General features: G+C 59.9%; 12 protein-coding genes and 2 pseudogenes. 2 read left to right on the forward strand and 12 right to left on the reverse strand.

Translation table 11 applies throughout. The annotated features are described in order from the left end of the window. The first annotated feature begins 58 nt into the window (after positions 1 to 58). Positions 59 to 844: an SDR family NAD(P)-dependent oxidoreductase gene (locus AC3I65_RS15635; RefSeq protein ID WP_488523977.1), complete on the forward strand. Its 786-nt coding sequence runs from the start codon at positions 59 to 61 to the stop codon at positions 842 to 844. A gap of 102 nt (positions 845 to 946) precedes the next feature. Here the strand turns inward: AC3I65_RS15635 and AC3I65_RS15640 are convergent, their stop codons facing one another. From AC3I65_RS15640 to AC3I65_RS15685, 10 genes and pseudogenes are all read right to left on the reverse strand, one after another. Further along, positions 947 to 2,218, reverse strand: a complete 1,272-nt coding sequence (locus AC3I65_RS15640; protein WP_076384114.1) for an OmpP1/FadL family transporter — start codon at positions 2,216 to 2,218, stop codon at positions 947 to 949. Positions 2,219 to 2,268: 50 nt separating this feature from the next. Continuing rightward, a complete protein-coding gene (locus AC3I65_RS15645) occupies positions 2,269 to 3,048 on the reverse strand; it encodes a thioesterase family protein (protein WP_160894303.1) in 780 nt (259 codons plus the stop codon). Positions 3,049 to 3,328: 280 nt separating this feature from the next. Continuing rightward, positions 3,329 to 3,943 carry a TetR/AcrR family transcriptional regulator gene (locus AC3I65_RS15650; protein ID WP_047230136.1) on the reverse strand — a complete coding sequence of 205 codons (615 nt, stop codon included), beginning with the start codon at positions 3,941 to 3,943 and terminating at the stop codon, positions 3,329 to 3,331. 53 nt (positions 3,944 to 3,996) lie between these two features. Beyond that, positions 3,997 to 4,989 (reverse strand): sensor histidine kinase, encoded by a 993-nt coding sequence (locus AC3I65_RS15655; protein ID WP_488524317.1) that lies wholly within the window; start codon positions 4,987 to 4,989, stop codon positions 3,997 to 3,999. Beyond that, a pseudogene (locus AC3I65_RS15660) lies at positions 4,963 to 5,460 on the reverse strand (response regulator transcription factor); the annotation flags it as partial. The pseudogene AC3I65_RS15660 and the gene AC3I65_RS15655, both read right to left, overlap by 27 nt. A gap of 51 nt (positions 5,461 to 5,511) precedes the next feature. Further along, positions 5,512 to 7,740, reverse strand: a pseudogene (locus tag AC3I65_RS15665) (sensor histidine kinase); the annotation flags it as partial. Between the two features lie 109 nt (positions 7,741 to 7,849). After that, positions 7,850 to 8,950 carry a substrate-binding domain-containing protein gene (locus AC3I65_RS15670; RefSeq protein ID WP_488523978.1) on the reverse strand — a complete coding sequence of 367 codons (1,101 nt, stop codon included), beginning with the start codon at positions 8,948 to 8,950 and terminating at the stop codon, positions 7,850 to 7,852. 412 nt (positions 8,951 to 9,362) lie between these two features. Next, positions 9,363 to 9,740, reverse strand: coding sequence for a MerR family transcriptional regulator (locus tag AC3I65_RS15675; RefSeq protein ID WP_047230139.1), 378 nt, complete (start codon positions 9,738 to 9,740; stop codon positions 9,363 to 9,365). Between the two features lie 46 nt (positions 9,741 to 9,786). Further along, positions 9,787 to 10,260, reverse strand: coding sequence for a carboxymuconolactone decarboxylase family protein (locus AC3I65_RS15680; protein WP_047230140.1), 474 nt, complete (start codon positions 10,258 to 10,260; stop codon positions 9,787 to 9,789). Positions 10,261 to 10,410: 150 nt separating this feature from the next. Beyond that, positions 10,411 to 11,577 carry an MFS transporter gene (locus tag AC3I65_RS15685; protein ID WP_488523979.1) on the reverse strand — a complete coding sequence of 389 codons (1,167 nt, stop codon included), beginning with the start codon at positions 11,575 to 11,577 and terminating at the stop codon, positions 10,411 to 10,413. A gap of 94 nt (positions 11,578 to 11,671) precedes the next feature. Here AC3I65_RS15685 and AC3I65_RS15690 point away from each other — a divergent pair, with 94 nt between their 5' ends. Continuing rightward, on the forward strand, positions 11,672 to 12,565 hold the full coding sequence (locus tag AC3I65_RS15690; RefSeq protein ID WP_047230141.1) for a LysR family transcriptional regulator: 894 nt from the start codon (positions 11,672 to 11,674) through the stop codon (positions 12,563 to 12,565). Positions 12,566 to 12,844: 279 nt separating this feature from the next. Here the strand turns inward: AC3I65_RS15690 and AC3I65_RS15695 are convergent, their stop codons facing one another. Both AC3I65_RS15695 and AC3I65_RS15700 read right to left on the reverse strand, forming a co-directional pair. Beyond that, positions 12,845 to 13,138, reverse strand: coding sequence for an antibiotic biosynthesis monooxygenase family protein (locus tag AC3I65_RS15695; RefSeq protein WP_139049732.1), 294 nt, complete (start codon positions 13,136 to 13,138; stop codon positions 12,845 to 12,847). 40 nt (positions 13,139 to 13,178) lie between these two features. After that, the gene (locus AC3I65_RS15700; RefSeq protein ID WP_487777106.1) at positions 13,179 to 14,153 is read right to left on the reverse strand and encodes a zinc-dependent alcohol dehydrogenase family protein; all 975 of its coding nucleotides are present in this window, start codon (positions 14,151 to 14,153) and stop codon (positions 13,179 to 13,181) included. Positions 14,154 to 14,171: the final 18 nt, after the last annotated feature.

Consider the following 14,171-nt stretch of genomic DNA (forward strand, 5'->3'; position numbering starts at 1 on the left):
GACGTGGCACCACCTGCGCGCCCTCCTCCTTCAGCTAAAACCAGCAGAGAACAGCAATATGAAAACGAACGATAACTCTTGGGTGCTCATCACGGGCGCGTCGAGCGGATTTGGCGAGGAGTTTGCCCGGCAGTACGCAGCACAAGGGAAATCGCTGGTCCTGGTAGCACGCCGCTTGGATAAACTTCAAGCCCTGTCGGCGCAGTTGCGCGAACGCTTCGACGTTGAGGTGCTCGTCGAGCAAGTCGACCTGTCCTCGATTCCGGCGATCATCGAACTGTATCAGCGACTGAGCGAGCGCGGTGTCGTGATCGATGTGCTCATCAACAATGCCGGTCATGGCTTGCAGGGACCCTTCCTGGATCAATCCGTAGAACAATCCCTGGCCATGATCGATTTGGACATCGCCAGCCTGACAGCCCTGACGCGCCTCTTCGCGACTGACATGCGGGCCCGAAAACGCGGACATATCCTGATGGTTGCCAGCCTGCTGGCCTTCCAGGGCGTGAAGAATTTCGCCGTTTACTCTGCCGCGAAGGCCTATGTGCTTCGCTTCTCTGACGCGCTTCATCGTGAACTCAAAACCGACGGCGTCGTCGTGACCGCACTTTGCCCCGGGATGTCGGACACCGGATTTGCACAAAGCGCCAGGCAAAAGCTCACACCGGCCCTGAAAATGGTGATGATGCAGCCCCAGCCCGTTGTCGCTGCGGGAATCCGTGCGCTGCAAGCCGGACGCATGAGTGTCGTGCCAGGCTTTGGCAACAAAGCGATTACGGTCTTGACCTGGGCCACGCCTCGCCGGTTTCACCAAGGCATCATGGCGCACGTCATGGGCGTCTGAGTGGGCGATGTGGAGGCCTTCCCGAAGGGAAAGGAATGCCTACAAAAAGGCCGGAAGCAACCTGTGCTCCCGGCCTTTTCGCTATCGTAAAGCGGCAATCAATCAGAAGCGATAGCTGACAGAAGCACCGAGGCCGCTGGCACTGTTCTTATACGTGGAGCTGTAGGCGCCCCGGGTCGCTGAGGTGTGATTGACCTGCACGCTCTCTTCCCACAGATAAGAATAGGCAACGTCGATCGTGACATCGTCCACCGGCGTCCAGCCTGCACCGAAGCTGATCACCGTCCGGTCGCCCGTAGGAATACGTGGCCCGCGGTCGGTGTTGTTGGCGGGCGACTGGTCGACCGACAAGCCTGCGCGAAGCACCCACTGGTTGTTCAACCGGTACGCCGTACCGATGGCGTGGGCCCACGTGTCATGCCAGTTCTGCTCTTCGGCAACGGTGCCCAGCGAGCCACTGAGCAAAGGAGGCAAACCCGAGTTCTGGATGACCAGTTCCTTGAAGCGACTCCAGCGTGTCCAGGTGGTCCCTGCATAAAGCGTCCAGTCATCGTTGAGCTGATGAGTCACCGAGAAGTCCACCGACTCCGGTGTATCCACATCCAGCGAAGCGTCATAGCTCTGGCCGCTGACGCCCAGCAAGCTGAAGACTCCACCAGTAACCTTAGTCTTGGCGTCCAAGTGATAACTGACTTTGGAGTGGTACGTCAGACCTAAGCGGGTTCGGTCAGTAGCCTGCACCAGGATCCCCGCGTTGAAACCCAGGGCCGTGTCGTCGCCGGTGCTTTTGAGTTTTCCATCATTGCGCCCAGGGCTGAGAGGGTTGGGCACCATCCCGGACAACTCACCGCTGATACGGTTGATGGTAGGACCGAACCCGATCGACACTTTGTCGTTAAAGGCATAGCTTACAGTGGGCTGGAACGTAAGGGTCGTGACCTCGCTTTTGTTGGCGTAATAACGCCCGGCGAAACCGCTGCCATAGTCGGTAATCAGGCCGAAAGGAACATAAAAACCAACACCGAACGCCCAGTGCTCATCAATGGGTTTGACGTAGTAACCCATCGGCACCGTGGTCGCTGGCACCATATCGCCGTCCTGCTGGCCACCGAAGGTGCTGCGAGTCTGGCTGATGTCGGACTTGGCGAAAAGCGTCGCCGCCCCCAGACTGACCTGCTCCCTCTTCAAGCGAGACATGCCCGCCGGATTGCCAAAAACGGTGCTCGCATCTTCAGCAGAAGACGAGCGACCGGCAAACCCGGATCCCATCCCACTGATGCTTTGCTCATTGAGCGCGAAACCGCTCGCCAGCACATGAGAAGTGGCGAGCGCAACAGCGAGACCTAGCGGGGTCTTGAGCCATATTTTTTTCATTATTAGAACTCTTACAGCAGTAGCTGAGGTGAATGAAGCGGGTGGTTGTGTTATGTGAAAATTGCCACGGTCTGACGCGCCCAAAGCACTCGTCGACCGCTTTCGTCCCAGATTTCCATATCTTGCAATGAGTAACCTTCCAGAGCCTGCTGGCTGAAAGAACTGATGAGAAACCATTCACCAGCAACGGCCGGCTGCGGTAGATCAATCATCCAGGACGCAGAGCTGATGGCGGCGGGCTCGGTGAAGCAGGTCATGGCGGCCGGCGGCAAACTGTCAGCGAGCGCAACCAAGGCGACGGCCGGGTCCACCCCCTGTGCATCCAGGTGGCGCACCCACATCAACAGTTCGGGATTTTCTGCGCCAGATACTGGCAATGAACCGCCCGCCGCGCGCATCTCGAAGTTATGGGCGCAAGCCGGTGCGACGTTGCTATCCAGAACCAGCGTGGGGTATTTGGATGGCCCCTCTACAAGCGGTCTTCCCCAGGAGCTGTGGGTGATTTTGCTTTCGCGCGGCTGAGCGAATAACAGCGTGGTGCGCAGTGCCAGGTCATCGCCCGACATACAGTCGACCGCTACCGAGGTGACTGACCGCCCTTGACGCAACACGCTGGTTTCGAATGTCTGGGCCTGTGTGACAGGACCAATGAACGACACCTGGGCTGACCTGAACGGCGGGAAATCTGTCGGACACTCACGCAAAACCGCTTGCAGCGACAGCGCCGCAGACAGGCCCCCAAAGACAGTGCGCCCCTGTAGCCAGTTGGGTGGTGCAATAAAAGGTGAGTCTGGATCGAATTGCTGCAGCATCTGGGCAAAGCTGGTCATATCAACGCTCCCCTGAACTGACCGGTCGTGATCCCCACCAAGCAGCACGCAGGCGTTGCCCTCTCCCAATCGAAACGGGTGGATGGAATCGGTGAAGACCTAAGCTGAAGGCGGCGCTGGATCATGGCGATCTCTTGAGAACAGATGCGCCATACTTATTCATGTGACCATTTGTGTCAACAGTCACAATTCAGACAAATAGATGCCTTCACTCAGAAGGTAAAATCGCAGGGACCACGCGGGAATAGGTTGCAACGGCAATGCAACCCTCAGCCGAAGCTCAGGGCATGAGGCTACGCAGGATGAGATTGGAGGTGAGCGTCGGGGCATCCTCGATGCGATCGAGGTTGTACTGCAATAGCAAAGGATTGACGAAAGGCTGGAGCGCCAGATGTATCGCGTCTACCGTCTCGTCCAGTGGCGTCCTGCGCTCGAACTCACCGAGCTCTCGCCCCTCTCGTACGATCTGCAGAACAAAGTCTTTGATCCGGGCATTATAAACCTGCGAGCTTGGCCAACGCTCCGAGGCCGAGAACGCGGCGATGTCGTAAAGCTTGCGGTCGTTGAAGAACAGGTCCGCGCCCGTGACCATCAGTGTTTTGACCATGCGTCTAAAGCGCTCCGTAGGTGAGAGGCCTTCCACGTTGATGGCCTGCTCCACGGCGGCAACGATTTGCGCCAGACAATTTTTGCAAATGGCTTCGCCGATTGCCTGCTTGGAATCAAAGAACTTGTAGATGTAAGCCTTGGAAAACCCGATGGCCTTGGCCAGGTCGGACACCGTGGTCTTGCCGTAACCGTATTGACTGAAATGCTCATTGGCCGCCGCGACAATCTGGTCTCGGATGTCATGGTCGACTGGGCCACGGACGCTGGGGGATATTGGCTGGTTCATGCGGTCAGCTTACTCACCTCAAAGGCGGTTGACAACTTGTGACCACATTGTAATTAAGTCACATATCTGGCGATTTGGCTGGATAGCCGTTTGCATGTCAGGACCTGCCATCGGCGCAACTGCCCTGCTGTACTGGGTCTATCTGGGACTCGCTTCCAAATGATTTCCTGACATCTGGTGCTCATCACTGCGTCTGCGGACCAGATTGCGCCCTGTCCAGCCCCGTCGCTGTGCACGGTCAAGCTGCCCCCCATTTCCTGCGCGGCCAGCGCGCAGCTGTGCAGGCCGAAACCGTGACCGTCTTTGCGAGTAGTGAAGCCATGGGAAAAGAGCCGCGCCAGATGCTCTGGTGCAATCCCATTGCCGTTGTCGGTCACGGTGATACGCAATGCTGGCCCGTCAGCCAGCAAGGCGCTGAACGTGATGCACGGGCTGCGATCGATCACGCCGTTCATTGCTTGTTTGGCATTGCGGATCAGGTTCACCAGAATCAGCAGCATCCGGTGCCGGTCCAGCGGCAGCAAGGGCAAGTCGGCAATGTCCTTGACCACCGTCACCTCCTGGCGCGCCAGTGATCCAGCACTCATGCGCAAGGCATCATCGATCAACTCCGGGACCGGTACTGTCTCGACGATACTGACAGCAACGGCATAGGACTGCTGGGCAGCGACAATGGTTTTGATGTGGTCAATGCCCTTGGTGAGTTGTCCGAGCTCTTCGATGATGCCCTGTTGCTCTATCGCCACCACCTCCGCCAGCTTGAGCAGGTAGCCGGGCAACATCTTTCCTTTGTGGTCTGTGGTGAGAAAATCGCTCAAGTCATGGACGTGTTCGTTCATCATCTGAGCCACCTTGCCCAGCCCCTGGGCTTTGGAGGTGCGCATCAGGCTGCTGACCAGTTCTGCCGATACGTTCACGCTGTTGAGGACGTTGCCGACGTTGTGCAGCACAGTCGTAGCGATTTCGGCCATGCCCGCCTGACGGGATTTTGCATGCAGTTCGGTTTGCACGTGACTCATGCGGAGCGCCGCGCGCACGCGAGCCATGAGCTCCAGCGGCGAGAAGGGTTTGGCGATATAGTCATCGGCGCCACTCTCCAGCCCGGAGACGCAGGCCTCGCTACCGCCACGGGCGGTCACCAGGATCACCGGTAAATGGGCAAAACCGGCGCTGGCTTTGATTCTGGCTGTCAGGCCAAAGCCATCGAGTTTCGGCATCATCACATCCGAAACGACCACATCGATGGGTCGACGCTGCAGGAGTGCCCAGGCCTGCTCGCCATCAACTGCGGTGGCGACGATGTAATCGTTTTGCAAAAGTTCTCTGAGATAGCTGAGCATTTCCGGGCTGTCGTCGACCACCAGCACTCTGGATCGCAAGGCGTGTTCCGGGTGCTGCTCGTCGCCTGCGCCTTGCGTCACGACTTGGTCGTTGCGACTGCCTTGGTGGCCGTCGTCGAAACGCAAGTGGCGCTGCTCAATAGTGCTTGTTGTGCTCGATGACGATCGCTCCTGCATATTGCTGGCTTCGCTCGGCACGGTGTTTTGCTCGGCCCCCAGCGGAAGTCGAACAAAGAAGCACGAACCCCGTCCAGGCTCGCTGTTCACGCCCACTTCGCCCCCCATCAGTTCGGCCAGATCCTTGACCAGGGCCAGACCGATGCCTGTGCCGCTGTAGTGGCGCGTGGCGGAGTTGTCGATCTGGGAAAAACGCTGGAACAGCAACGGCAGTTTGTCAGGCGCAATGCCGATCCCCGAGTCTTGCACCGCGAGTTCAAAACGCTCGCCATCAATCAGCGTCACTGCCAGGTGCACGGTGCCGCCAGCGGACGTGAACTTGATGGCATTGCTCACCAGGTTGAGAAGAATCTTCTCGAAGTGTCGGGGGTCCAGGAACACCGTGCCGAGCGCAGGATCGATGCTGCTGGTCAGAGTGCAGCCTTTGCCCTCGGCCACCATGGCGGCATCCTCGGCCAGCACACCCACCATCTTGTTCAAGTCAATTGGCGCCGGACACACCTCAAACTTGCCCGCTTCGGCTTTGGAGAAATCGAGAATGTCATTCACCCGGTTCATCAAGCGCAGTGCGTTGCGTTGGGCGCGGTCGATTTGCACATGCCAGTCCGCCGGCGGGATGGTCGCCGCCGAGAGCTGCTCCAGGGGGGCGAGAATGAGGGTCAGGGGGGTGCGCAGTTCGTGGCTGACCGTGGCGACGAAATCGCTCTTTGCCTGGTTGGCCGTCTCGGCCTGGTTGCGCGCCTGAATGAGCTCGACGGCCTGCGCCTCCAGCACCTCGGTCTGTTGATGCAGCGTGTCGGTCCGTTCGGCGACCATTCTCTCCAAGGAGGCCTGCACTTGCTGTCGTTCGGCTTCAGCCTCAGCCTCCAGCACCCGGATGCGCAGGGCATTCTCCTGGAACACCCGTACGGCGCGGGTCATGATTCCAATCTCGTCACCGCGTCCGGCACTGGCGATCTCGGCGTTCAGGTCGCCGGCCGCAAGCCTGCGCATGACCGAGGCCAGGGCCACGATGGGCTGTGCGATAAATCGCGACGTGCTCCAGGCGATGGCGCCGGCTAGCAGGATGGCGACGGTACCTGCAATTATCGTCGCAAGCATGCCGCGATCATTGTGGACCAAGGCGTCGGAGCGCGCCTCTCCAGCGAAGCGCGCAACCAACTGGCCGGCGCTGCGAGCCTCGTCGCGAACCTGATCGCGTGCATCGCTCAAAGCGTTGCTTGCCTGATGGAACCTGGCGAATGCCGCCCGGTAGCCGGCAATCTGATCGCTGACCGTCAGAGGCGTAGCCTTGGCTTGCGGCCCCACGGACGAAGGCAGAACGCGCGCGAGACGGGAAAGTTCATCAAGGATGTGGCCGACAGAGCTGGCGACCTCGGCTGACGGTGACAGGCGAAACGACAGGGTCTGCGCCTCCAGGGTGGCAACACGCTCGGCGAAACGCTTGGACAACGCGGCGGCATTGTGCAGCAAGCCGGTGGCTGCCTGAATGTCGCTTGCATCATGAGCAACGCGCCCATCCACCTCACTCAACATTGCCTCGAGGTGCTCGACCACATTCCCGACGACGGCGAGCTGCCGCAACGCCTCGCCTCCCCGCAACTTGGGCGCCTCGCCAAGGTGCTCTACCGTCACGCAGGTAGCAACGACCGCTGTTGCCAACTGGTCCAGGGGCTCTCTCTCCTGCGGCTCCCCCATCACCTCGCGCAATTGCTCGACCACCGGCGGGAGTGCCGCGCAAGCGCTGTGCGCCGCGGCCGCCCCATCACCGGTCACCAGCATCTTGGCCACATTGGCGATGATGATCCGTTCGCCGTTGCGCAGGATATCCAGGATGCGATGGGCGCTTTCAATGTTGCTCACCTGCGCCTGGTGCTCAGCGGTGCGGGCGTCAAGCCCCTTCAGCCCATCGGCGATGCCCTGTTCGACCAGGATCGTCGCCTCTCGCATCCGGCCGTAGTGGGCTGTCATGTTCTCCGTTTCGCCATCCATGGTCAGGGTTGCCGCCCGCAAAGCGGCGATCGCCGCGGCGAGCCTGTCCAGACCGCCCTTGAGCGATTGCGCCTCTGCCACCGCAATGGCGGTAAGGCCGGCAATAGCGGTCGCCACCATGCCTTCGGCTTGGGAGAGGCTTTCCTGGTCGCGGGTGGCGATGAAGTTTTCCACCCGCTCGGTGGCCCCGTTGACCGAGGCCAGAATTTCTGCGGAATGGCTGGCCGAATCCACCGAACGAACCATGCCTCGCAGGCCATAGAGGTTCACTAGCGACACCGCCAGCATCAGGAACACCAGTGCGGCGACCGCCAGCCCGATCCTGACGGCAATGGGCCTGTCTGTGGTGGGCCTGAATGTCAGCACCGCGCCTCGCCTCCTCGCTCCCCGCCCACCACTACTGCTTCGTCACCTCCGGCAAAGGCGTCGGCGGCGCCGTATGGTTGACGGCCGCGTCGATCATCGCCGCAACGGAAGCCTGGCTGTAGAAAGGATTGGCGGCGCCGCCCACCGGCATAGTGGCGAGCCAAGCGTCCAGGTCCTTCGCATCGATGCGTACCAGCGGCACCTCGACGAACTTCGGCACTTGCTTGCCCGCCAGAATCTGCTGGGCCACCCAGAACCCCACCTGGGAAACGCTTGGGGAGGCGGAGACCGAGACGGTCTCGTAGCCATTGGCATCGCGCTCCTGTTTCCACAGGGCAAGTTCGTCCTGACGGTTCCCCATCACAATGATCGGCAAAGGGCGCCCCGCCGCCTTGAACGCCATGGCCGCGCCATAACCGTCGCCCCCCTGAGTCGCGACGGCATCAATGCTGGGCAGCGACGGCAGTGCCAGCGCCACCTCCTTGCGTGCGACGGACGCCGTCCAGTTCCCGTACACGGTCTTGGCGAACCTCAGGCCCGGGTAGTCGCTGGCGGCCTTGCGAATGCCGTCGCTGATGTTTTTATCGGTGGCATCGCCGGCAATGCCGCGGATCTCCAGGAGTGTTCCGTTCCCCTTGAGGCGCTCGGCAATATAATCCATTTCCACGCGGCCCATGGCGGACCAGTTGTAGTCCACGGTATAGACGCAGCCTTCGGAGACCAGACTGGCCATGACGACCACCACGATGCCAGCGTTGCATGCATCGCGAATCACCCCGTTGAGGGCCGTGTCGGACGCGGCCAGGATGACGATAGCGTTCACGCCTTTGACGATCATGTCCTGGATATGGGCCGCCTGTTCCGCCGCCGAGTTATTGGCGCTGACCACCGGAGCCTCGCGGACCAAGCCATCCTTTTGTGCTTGGGCCGCCACCTCCTGCCAGTTGCGCACCATCACTTTGCGGAAATCACTGCCCGCGTAGGAGTTGCTGAAGGCAATGCTATAGCTTGAGGTAGGGCCGCCGGCGATGCCGCCATCGGCAGCTTGGGCTGGATTGGCGACAACCATCGCCAGCCCGGTCACGCAGCCGGCGAGGCGCCATAAGATTGTGTGGAGTGGTTTAGTGTTCATGCGGCTCTCCATTTCCTTGGGATTTACCAAAAGTAATCCACCTGCATTTGCCGACAGTCTGGATCGACTGCTCGACCTGGTTGGAGAAGTCGGCCTTCAGATTGGAGATCGTCGACCCTGTGAATGAAGCGCCCAAACGCTCACGAACTGAGGAGATATTGCCCATTGAGCAAGCTGCGCCCCTGGGCACCGGTTACCGGATTGCTCATTCGGTCATTCCAATCATAGAACCGGGCACGAAGAACCAGAGACATACAGACTCCTTTCCTTGGCGGCTGAAAACCGAAATCAGTACATTGCCTGCAGTGACACTGAGCATAGTCTCAAGGTGCCCACTTCGCTCGCGGCCATGAAGGATTTCAGCGAGACTCTGCTTGTCGTGATGGGCGGGAGTCGACCAACAGAGCAGATCCTAACCTTCCTCCTTGGCCTCAAGCGCACGGTAGTGGTCAATCTTGACTTGCAGTGCAGCAACGGCCTTTTGCATGGCAGCAACTTCGGCCTGTACATCCTGTAAATGGCTCTCCAGCATCTGGCGGCGTTCGGCAATCGTTGAGTCCCCAGCGCTGCGCAGCTTGGCGAATGTTTGCATTTTGCCGATGGTCATGTGAGTGGTGCGTAAACGCAGCAAAAACTCCAGCCACGCCATATCAGTCGGCGCATAAAGCCGTTGCCCGCCGGCCGCACGGGCGACCGGTGCCAACAGGCCGATGCGTTCGTAGTAGCGCAGGGTATAGGCCGTAAGGCCGGTGCGCTTGGCGACCTGGTCAATCGTCTGGTAGGCGTTCATAAGCACAATCCTTGGCCATCGGTGTTCGGTAATGCACCCGTCCCGCTCACTCGGGAGGTGCGGCAACAACTTTGATGCCTCGTTTGGCAAACACTTCCCGCGCTGCGCTGATGCCATTCAACGCGCTGGGAAAACCAGCATACACCGCCATCTGGATGATGATTTCAACGATCTCCTCAGGTTTGCAACCCACATTCAGCGCCCCCTCTATATGCACCTTGAGTTGAGGTTGCGCGTTCCCCAATGCGGTGAGGGCCGAGATGGTTGCCAACTCACGTGTGCACAGAGCGACACCAGGCCTGGAAAACACATCACCATAGGCGAAATCGACTATCCATTCACCCAGCTCGGGCGAGATATCGCTAAGCGACTTGACCACGTTGTTGCCGGTGGTCCCGGTGATTCTTTCCAGGGTCTCGACCCCTTTCACTCGTCGACTATCCGGTTCAGTTGCCGACGCCGGAATTGCGATTGCTGAAAGCACGAGCCCGGTTACAGCGCTCAGTTTTTTAAATGTCATGACCTGTCTCCTTGTTTAAGCCGCGCAACGGACCTGGCCGTATTGGCGGTGCAACAAGGAGGCTATTGGTTAGAGTGCGCTCTAAGTCAAGCGCCAGTTGCTTTCAGCTAAAAGGGCCCGCAGCTAAAGGGAGCCCCCCTCACATCATCGTCACACCACCGCAGTTGCAATCGTTCTGGAACGCCAGGCAAAAGCCAACACCATCAGCAGCCCCAGACCCGCCATTGCCGCTCCAGCCAGGGAAATCGCCGGATAACCCAGCCCGGTATTGATCACCGCTCCGCCCAGCGCTGCACCCATCGCGTTACCCAAGTTGAAGGCGCCGATGTTCACCGCCGAGGCCAGATTGGGTGCGTCCTTGGCGGCTTCCATGACGCGCATCTGTAGCGGCGGCACCAGGGCGAAGCTGGCGACACCCCATATCAGGATGGCAACGGCGGCCGGCAGCGGCCAACGCATCAATACGGTGAATGCCAACAAGACCAGAATCAGCACGCTCAGCGAAACGATCAGGGTGCGATCTATCGAGCGGTCGGCGGCCTTGCCGCCCCACATGTTGCCCAGCGTCAACCCCACACCGAACAGCATCAGCATGGCGGTGATGTACGCGGTTGATGCATGGGTTTCGCTGCTGAGGATCGGCGCGATGTAGGTGAAGACGGTAAACATTGCACCCGAGCCGACTACGGTCAGGGCCAACGCCCCCAGCACCGGTCCACGGCCCAGCACCCGAATTTCGGCCAGTACACCGACGCTTTGTGGCGCTTGCAGATTTGGTAGCGCGAACCACAACGCGGCCATGGTTACCACGCCGAGTCCGGTAATACCCCAGAATGCGGTGCGCCAGCCGAACAGTTCGCCAAACCAGGCGGCCAACGGCACACCGCCGATGGTGGCCAGGGTCAGGCCCAAGAACATGGCCGCAACCGCCCCGGCGCGTTTCTCCGGGGCGACCACGCTAGCGGCGACGATGGAGCCGACGCCAAAAAACGCGCCGTGGTTCAGTGAGGTCACCACTCTGGCGACCATGAGGCTGTAGTAATCGGTAGCCAGGGCTGACATCAGATTACCCAGGGTAAAAATCGCCATGAGTCCGATCAGCAGATAGCGCCGGGGAATCCTGCCGGTGGTCAGGGTCATCAGCGGCGCGCCGAGCAATACACCCAAGGCGTAGGCACTGACCAACAAACCTGCGGCGGGAATGGATACGCCGAGATCCGCAGCGATGCCCGGCAACATGCCCATGGGGGCGAACTCGGTAACGCCGATGCCAAAGGCACCAATGGCGAGTGCGACAAGCGGTGGATTGATACGCATGGAAGGCTCCTTATCTATGCCGCCAATGCTACGATCCAAATTTTTCAGGCGGTAGATAGCATTTCTGGCAATCACCTTTGCGTACGGAGCACAAATGGACTTCAACGGCAGATCAGGTGAAATGAGCGTGTTCGCCACCGTGGCGCAGGAAGGCAGCCTGTCAGCCGCCGCGCGTGCATTGGGGCTGACCCCCTCGGCGGTCAGTCGGATCATCGCGCGTACTGAACAACGTCTTGGCACTCGCCTGTTGTTGCGCACCACCCGAGCGATCACCTTCACCGCCGAGGGCGAGGCTTACCTGCGCGGCGCCCGCCGTATCCTGGCCGACATGGCCGAGGTCGAAGAAGCCATCGCCGACCAGGGCGTGCCCCGGGGCCGTTTACGGGTCAGTGCCGCCCTCGGCCATGGGCGCCAGACCATCGTTCCCTTGGTGGCAGCATTCAGCGCCCGCTACCCGAACATCGTCGTCGACCTCACCCTCGGCGACGAAGTGGTCGACATTCTCGGCGGCCAGGCCGACGTGGCGGTACGCTTTGGCCATCTGCCCGACAGCCCCCTGACCGCACGAAGGATCGGCGACACCGGCCAGGTCGTGGTGGCATCGCCCGAGTATCTGCAGCGCCACGGCATCCCCCGGGAACCGGAAGACCTGCTACGGCACAACTGCCTGCGCTTCAACTTCCGGCGTGCCGAACCCAACTGGCCGTTCATCCGCGACGCAAATGAGTTTTCCCTGAAGGTCAGCGGCAACATCGAATGCAGCAGTGGTGAAGCGCTGGCACAACTCGCACGGGTAGGCGCTGGCATCGCGCGTATCGGCTATTTCACCGTAGCCGAGGACCTGCGGCGCGGCGATCTGGTACCGCTGCTGGAAGCCTGGAACCCCGGAGACCGGGAGCCGATTCATGCGGTGTTCGTAGGTGGTTCGGCAATGCCGGCGCGGGTGCGGTTATTCGTGGACTTCTTGCTGGAACATCACCGGATGTAAACGGGTAACGTCACCTGCCCCTTTCGGATGCTCGTAATGCTGTGAGAGTTTTGCCTGACTGGAACAATCGGGAGCTATAGCCGAGATTGGCCGGTGGCGATTGGTGAGAGGCGGCTTTCGGCTAGAAGCGGACGGTGGTCAGCTCAAACGTCTAAATCTAAACATCTAGGGCCTTTCATAGAAGACTTCAAACCCGGCACCTAGTCCCAGTTCAAGCCTCTCAAGGCGCCGGCAGCATCCATGCCGACGGCATTGTTGGAAGCATCATGTTCGTCAGTCCTAAAAGCTCCCCCCCTCAATATGGTAGACCTTCGGTTCTTCCGAAAAATATTCCTCCAGGCCCATCATGAACAGCCGATGGTCTTCACTCGCTTCGAAGCCCGGCGTGTGATCCTCAAGTGAAGCCCAGCGCACGATCAGGTTGAATTGCTGGGGGGTTTCAATCCCTTGCGCTAGCAAGTGGCCGCCGTAACCCTTTGCGCGGGTGAGCAAAGGGGCGACCTCGGCAAATGCGTGTCTGAACGCTTCAATGCGTTCTTTGTGAACGGGGAGCAGAGCGATTTCATAAATCATGGCATTCCTCCAACAAGCTCAGTTGACTAAAAGTACGCACTCACGAGATGAGCGATGGCTCGACTGCAATCGCGATTTTTCCCTGAAGGCCGTTGTTGGGGCTCTCCAGTCGAGCGTGGGCAAGCCCAATGTCGGCCAGCGAATAGACCGCACCAACATGCGGGCGCAGTTGACCGCGCTCGACCAATGCGCTCAGCTCATCAAGTTTGCCGCGGTTTTGTCGGGTAAAAACGAAGTGATAACTCGCGTTCTTGCCCCACGCCTGAACAAGGTTTTGCGGCTGGGCAATGTCCACAATCGAGACTAGGCGGCCGAGTTGGGCGAGCACGTCGGGGCTACGCGTCAGTGTGTTGCCGCCGATGGTGTCGAACACCACATCCACGCCGTGACCACCGGTTTCGCGCATGACGGCGTCGACGTAATCCTCCTTTTCGTAGTCGATGAGCACATCGGCACCCAGGCTGCGTGCGAACTCAAAGTTTGCTTCGCGCACGGTCGTGAAGACCCGCGCTCCAATGGCTTTTGCCACCTGGATCGCGACATGCCCTACGCCTCCCGCGCCGCCGTGTATCAGAATGCTCTCCCCCACTCTGAGCGCCGCTCGCACGGTCAGTGCTTCCCACACCGTCCCGCCAACCAGGGTCAGACTTGCTGCCTCAAGGTGGCTCAGTGATTGCGGTTTACGCCCGATGATGCCTTCGGCCGCAACGTGGTACTCGGCATAACTGCCTGGGCCGTCGAAAATTTGCGGGGTGTACCAGACTTCGTCTCCCGGAGCGAAGCTCGTCACACCCGGCCCGACTTCTTCGACAACGCCTGATACGTCGTGTCCGGTAATGGCCGGCAGTGGCACCAGGTCGGCATAGTCGCCACGTCGAACCTGATAATCCAACGGGTTGATCGAGGTTGCGTGTACCCGGACCAGGACCTGTCCCGTGCCCGGCACGGGCTTGGGCACGTCGCGGAGCTCGAACGACTCAGGACCGCCAAATGACTTCAGTATCATCGCTTTCATGGTAAATCCTCGTATCTA

This window comes from Pseudomonas sp. N-1-13, from assembly GCF_057787095.1.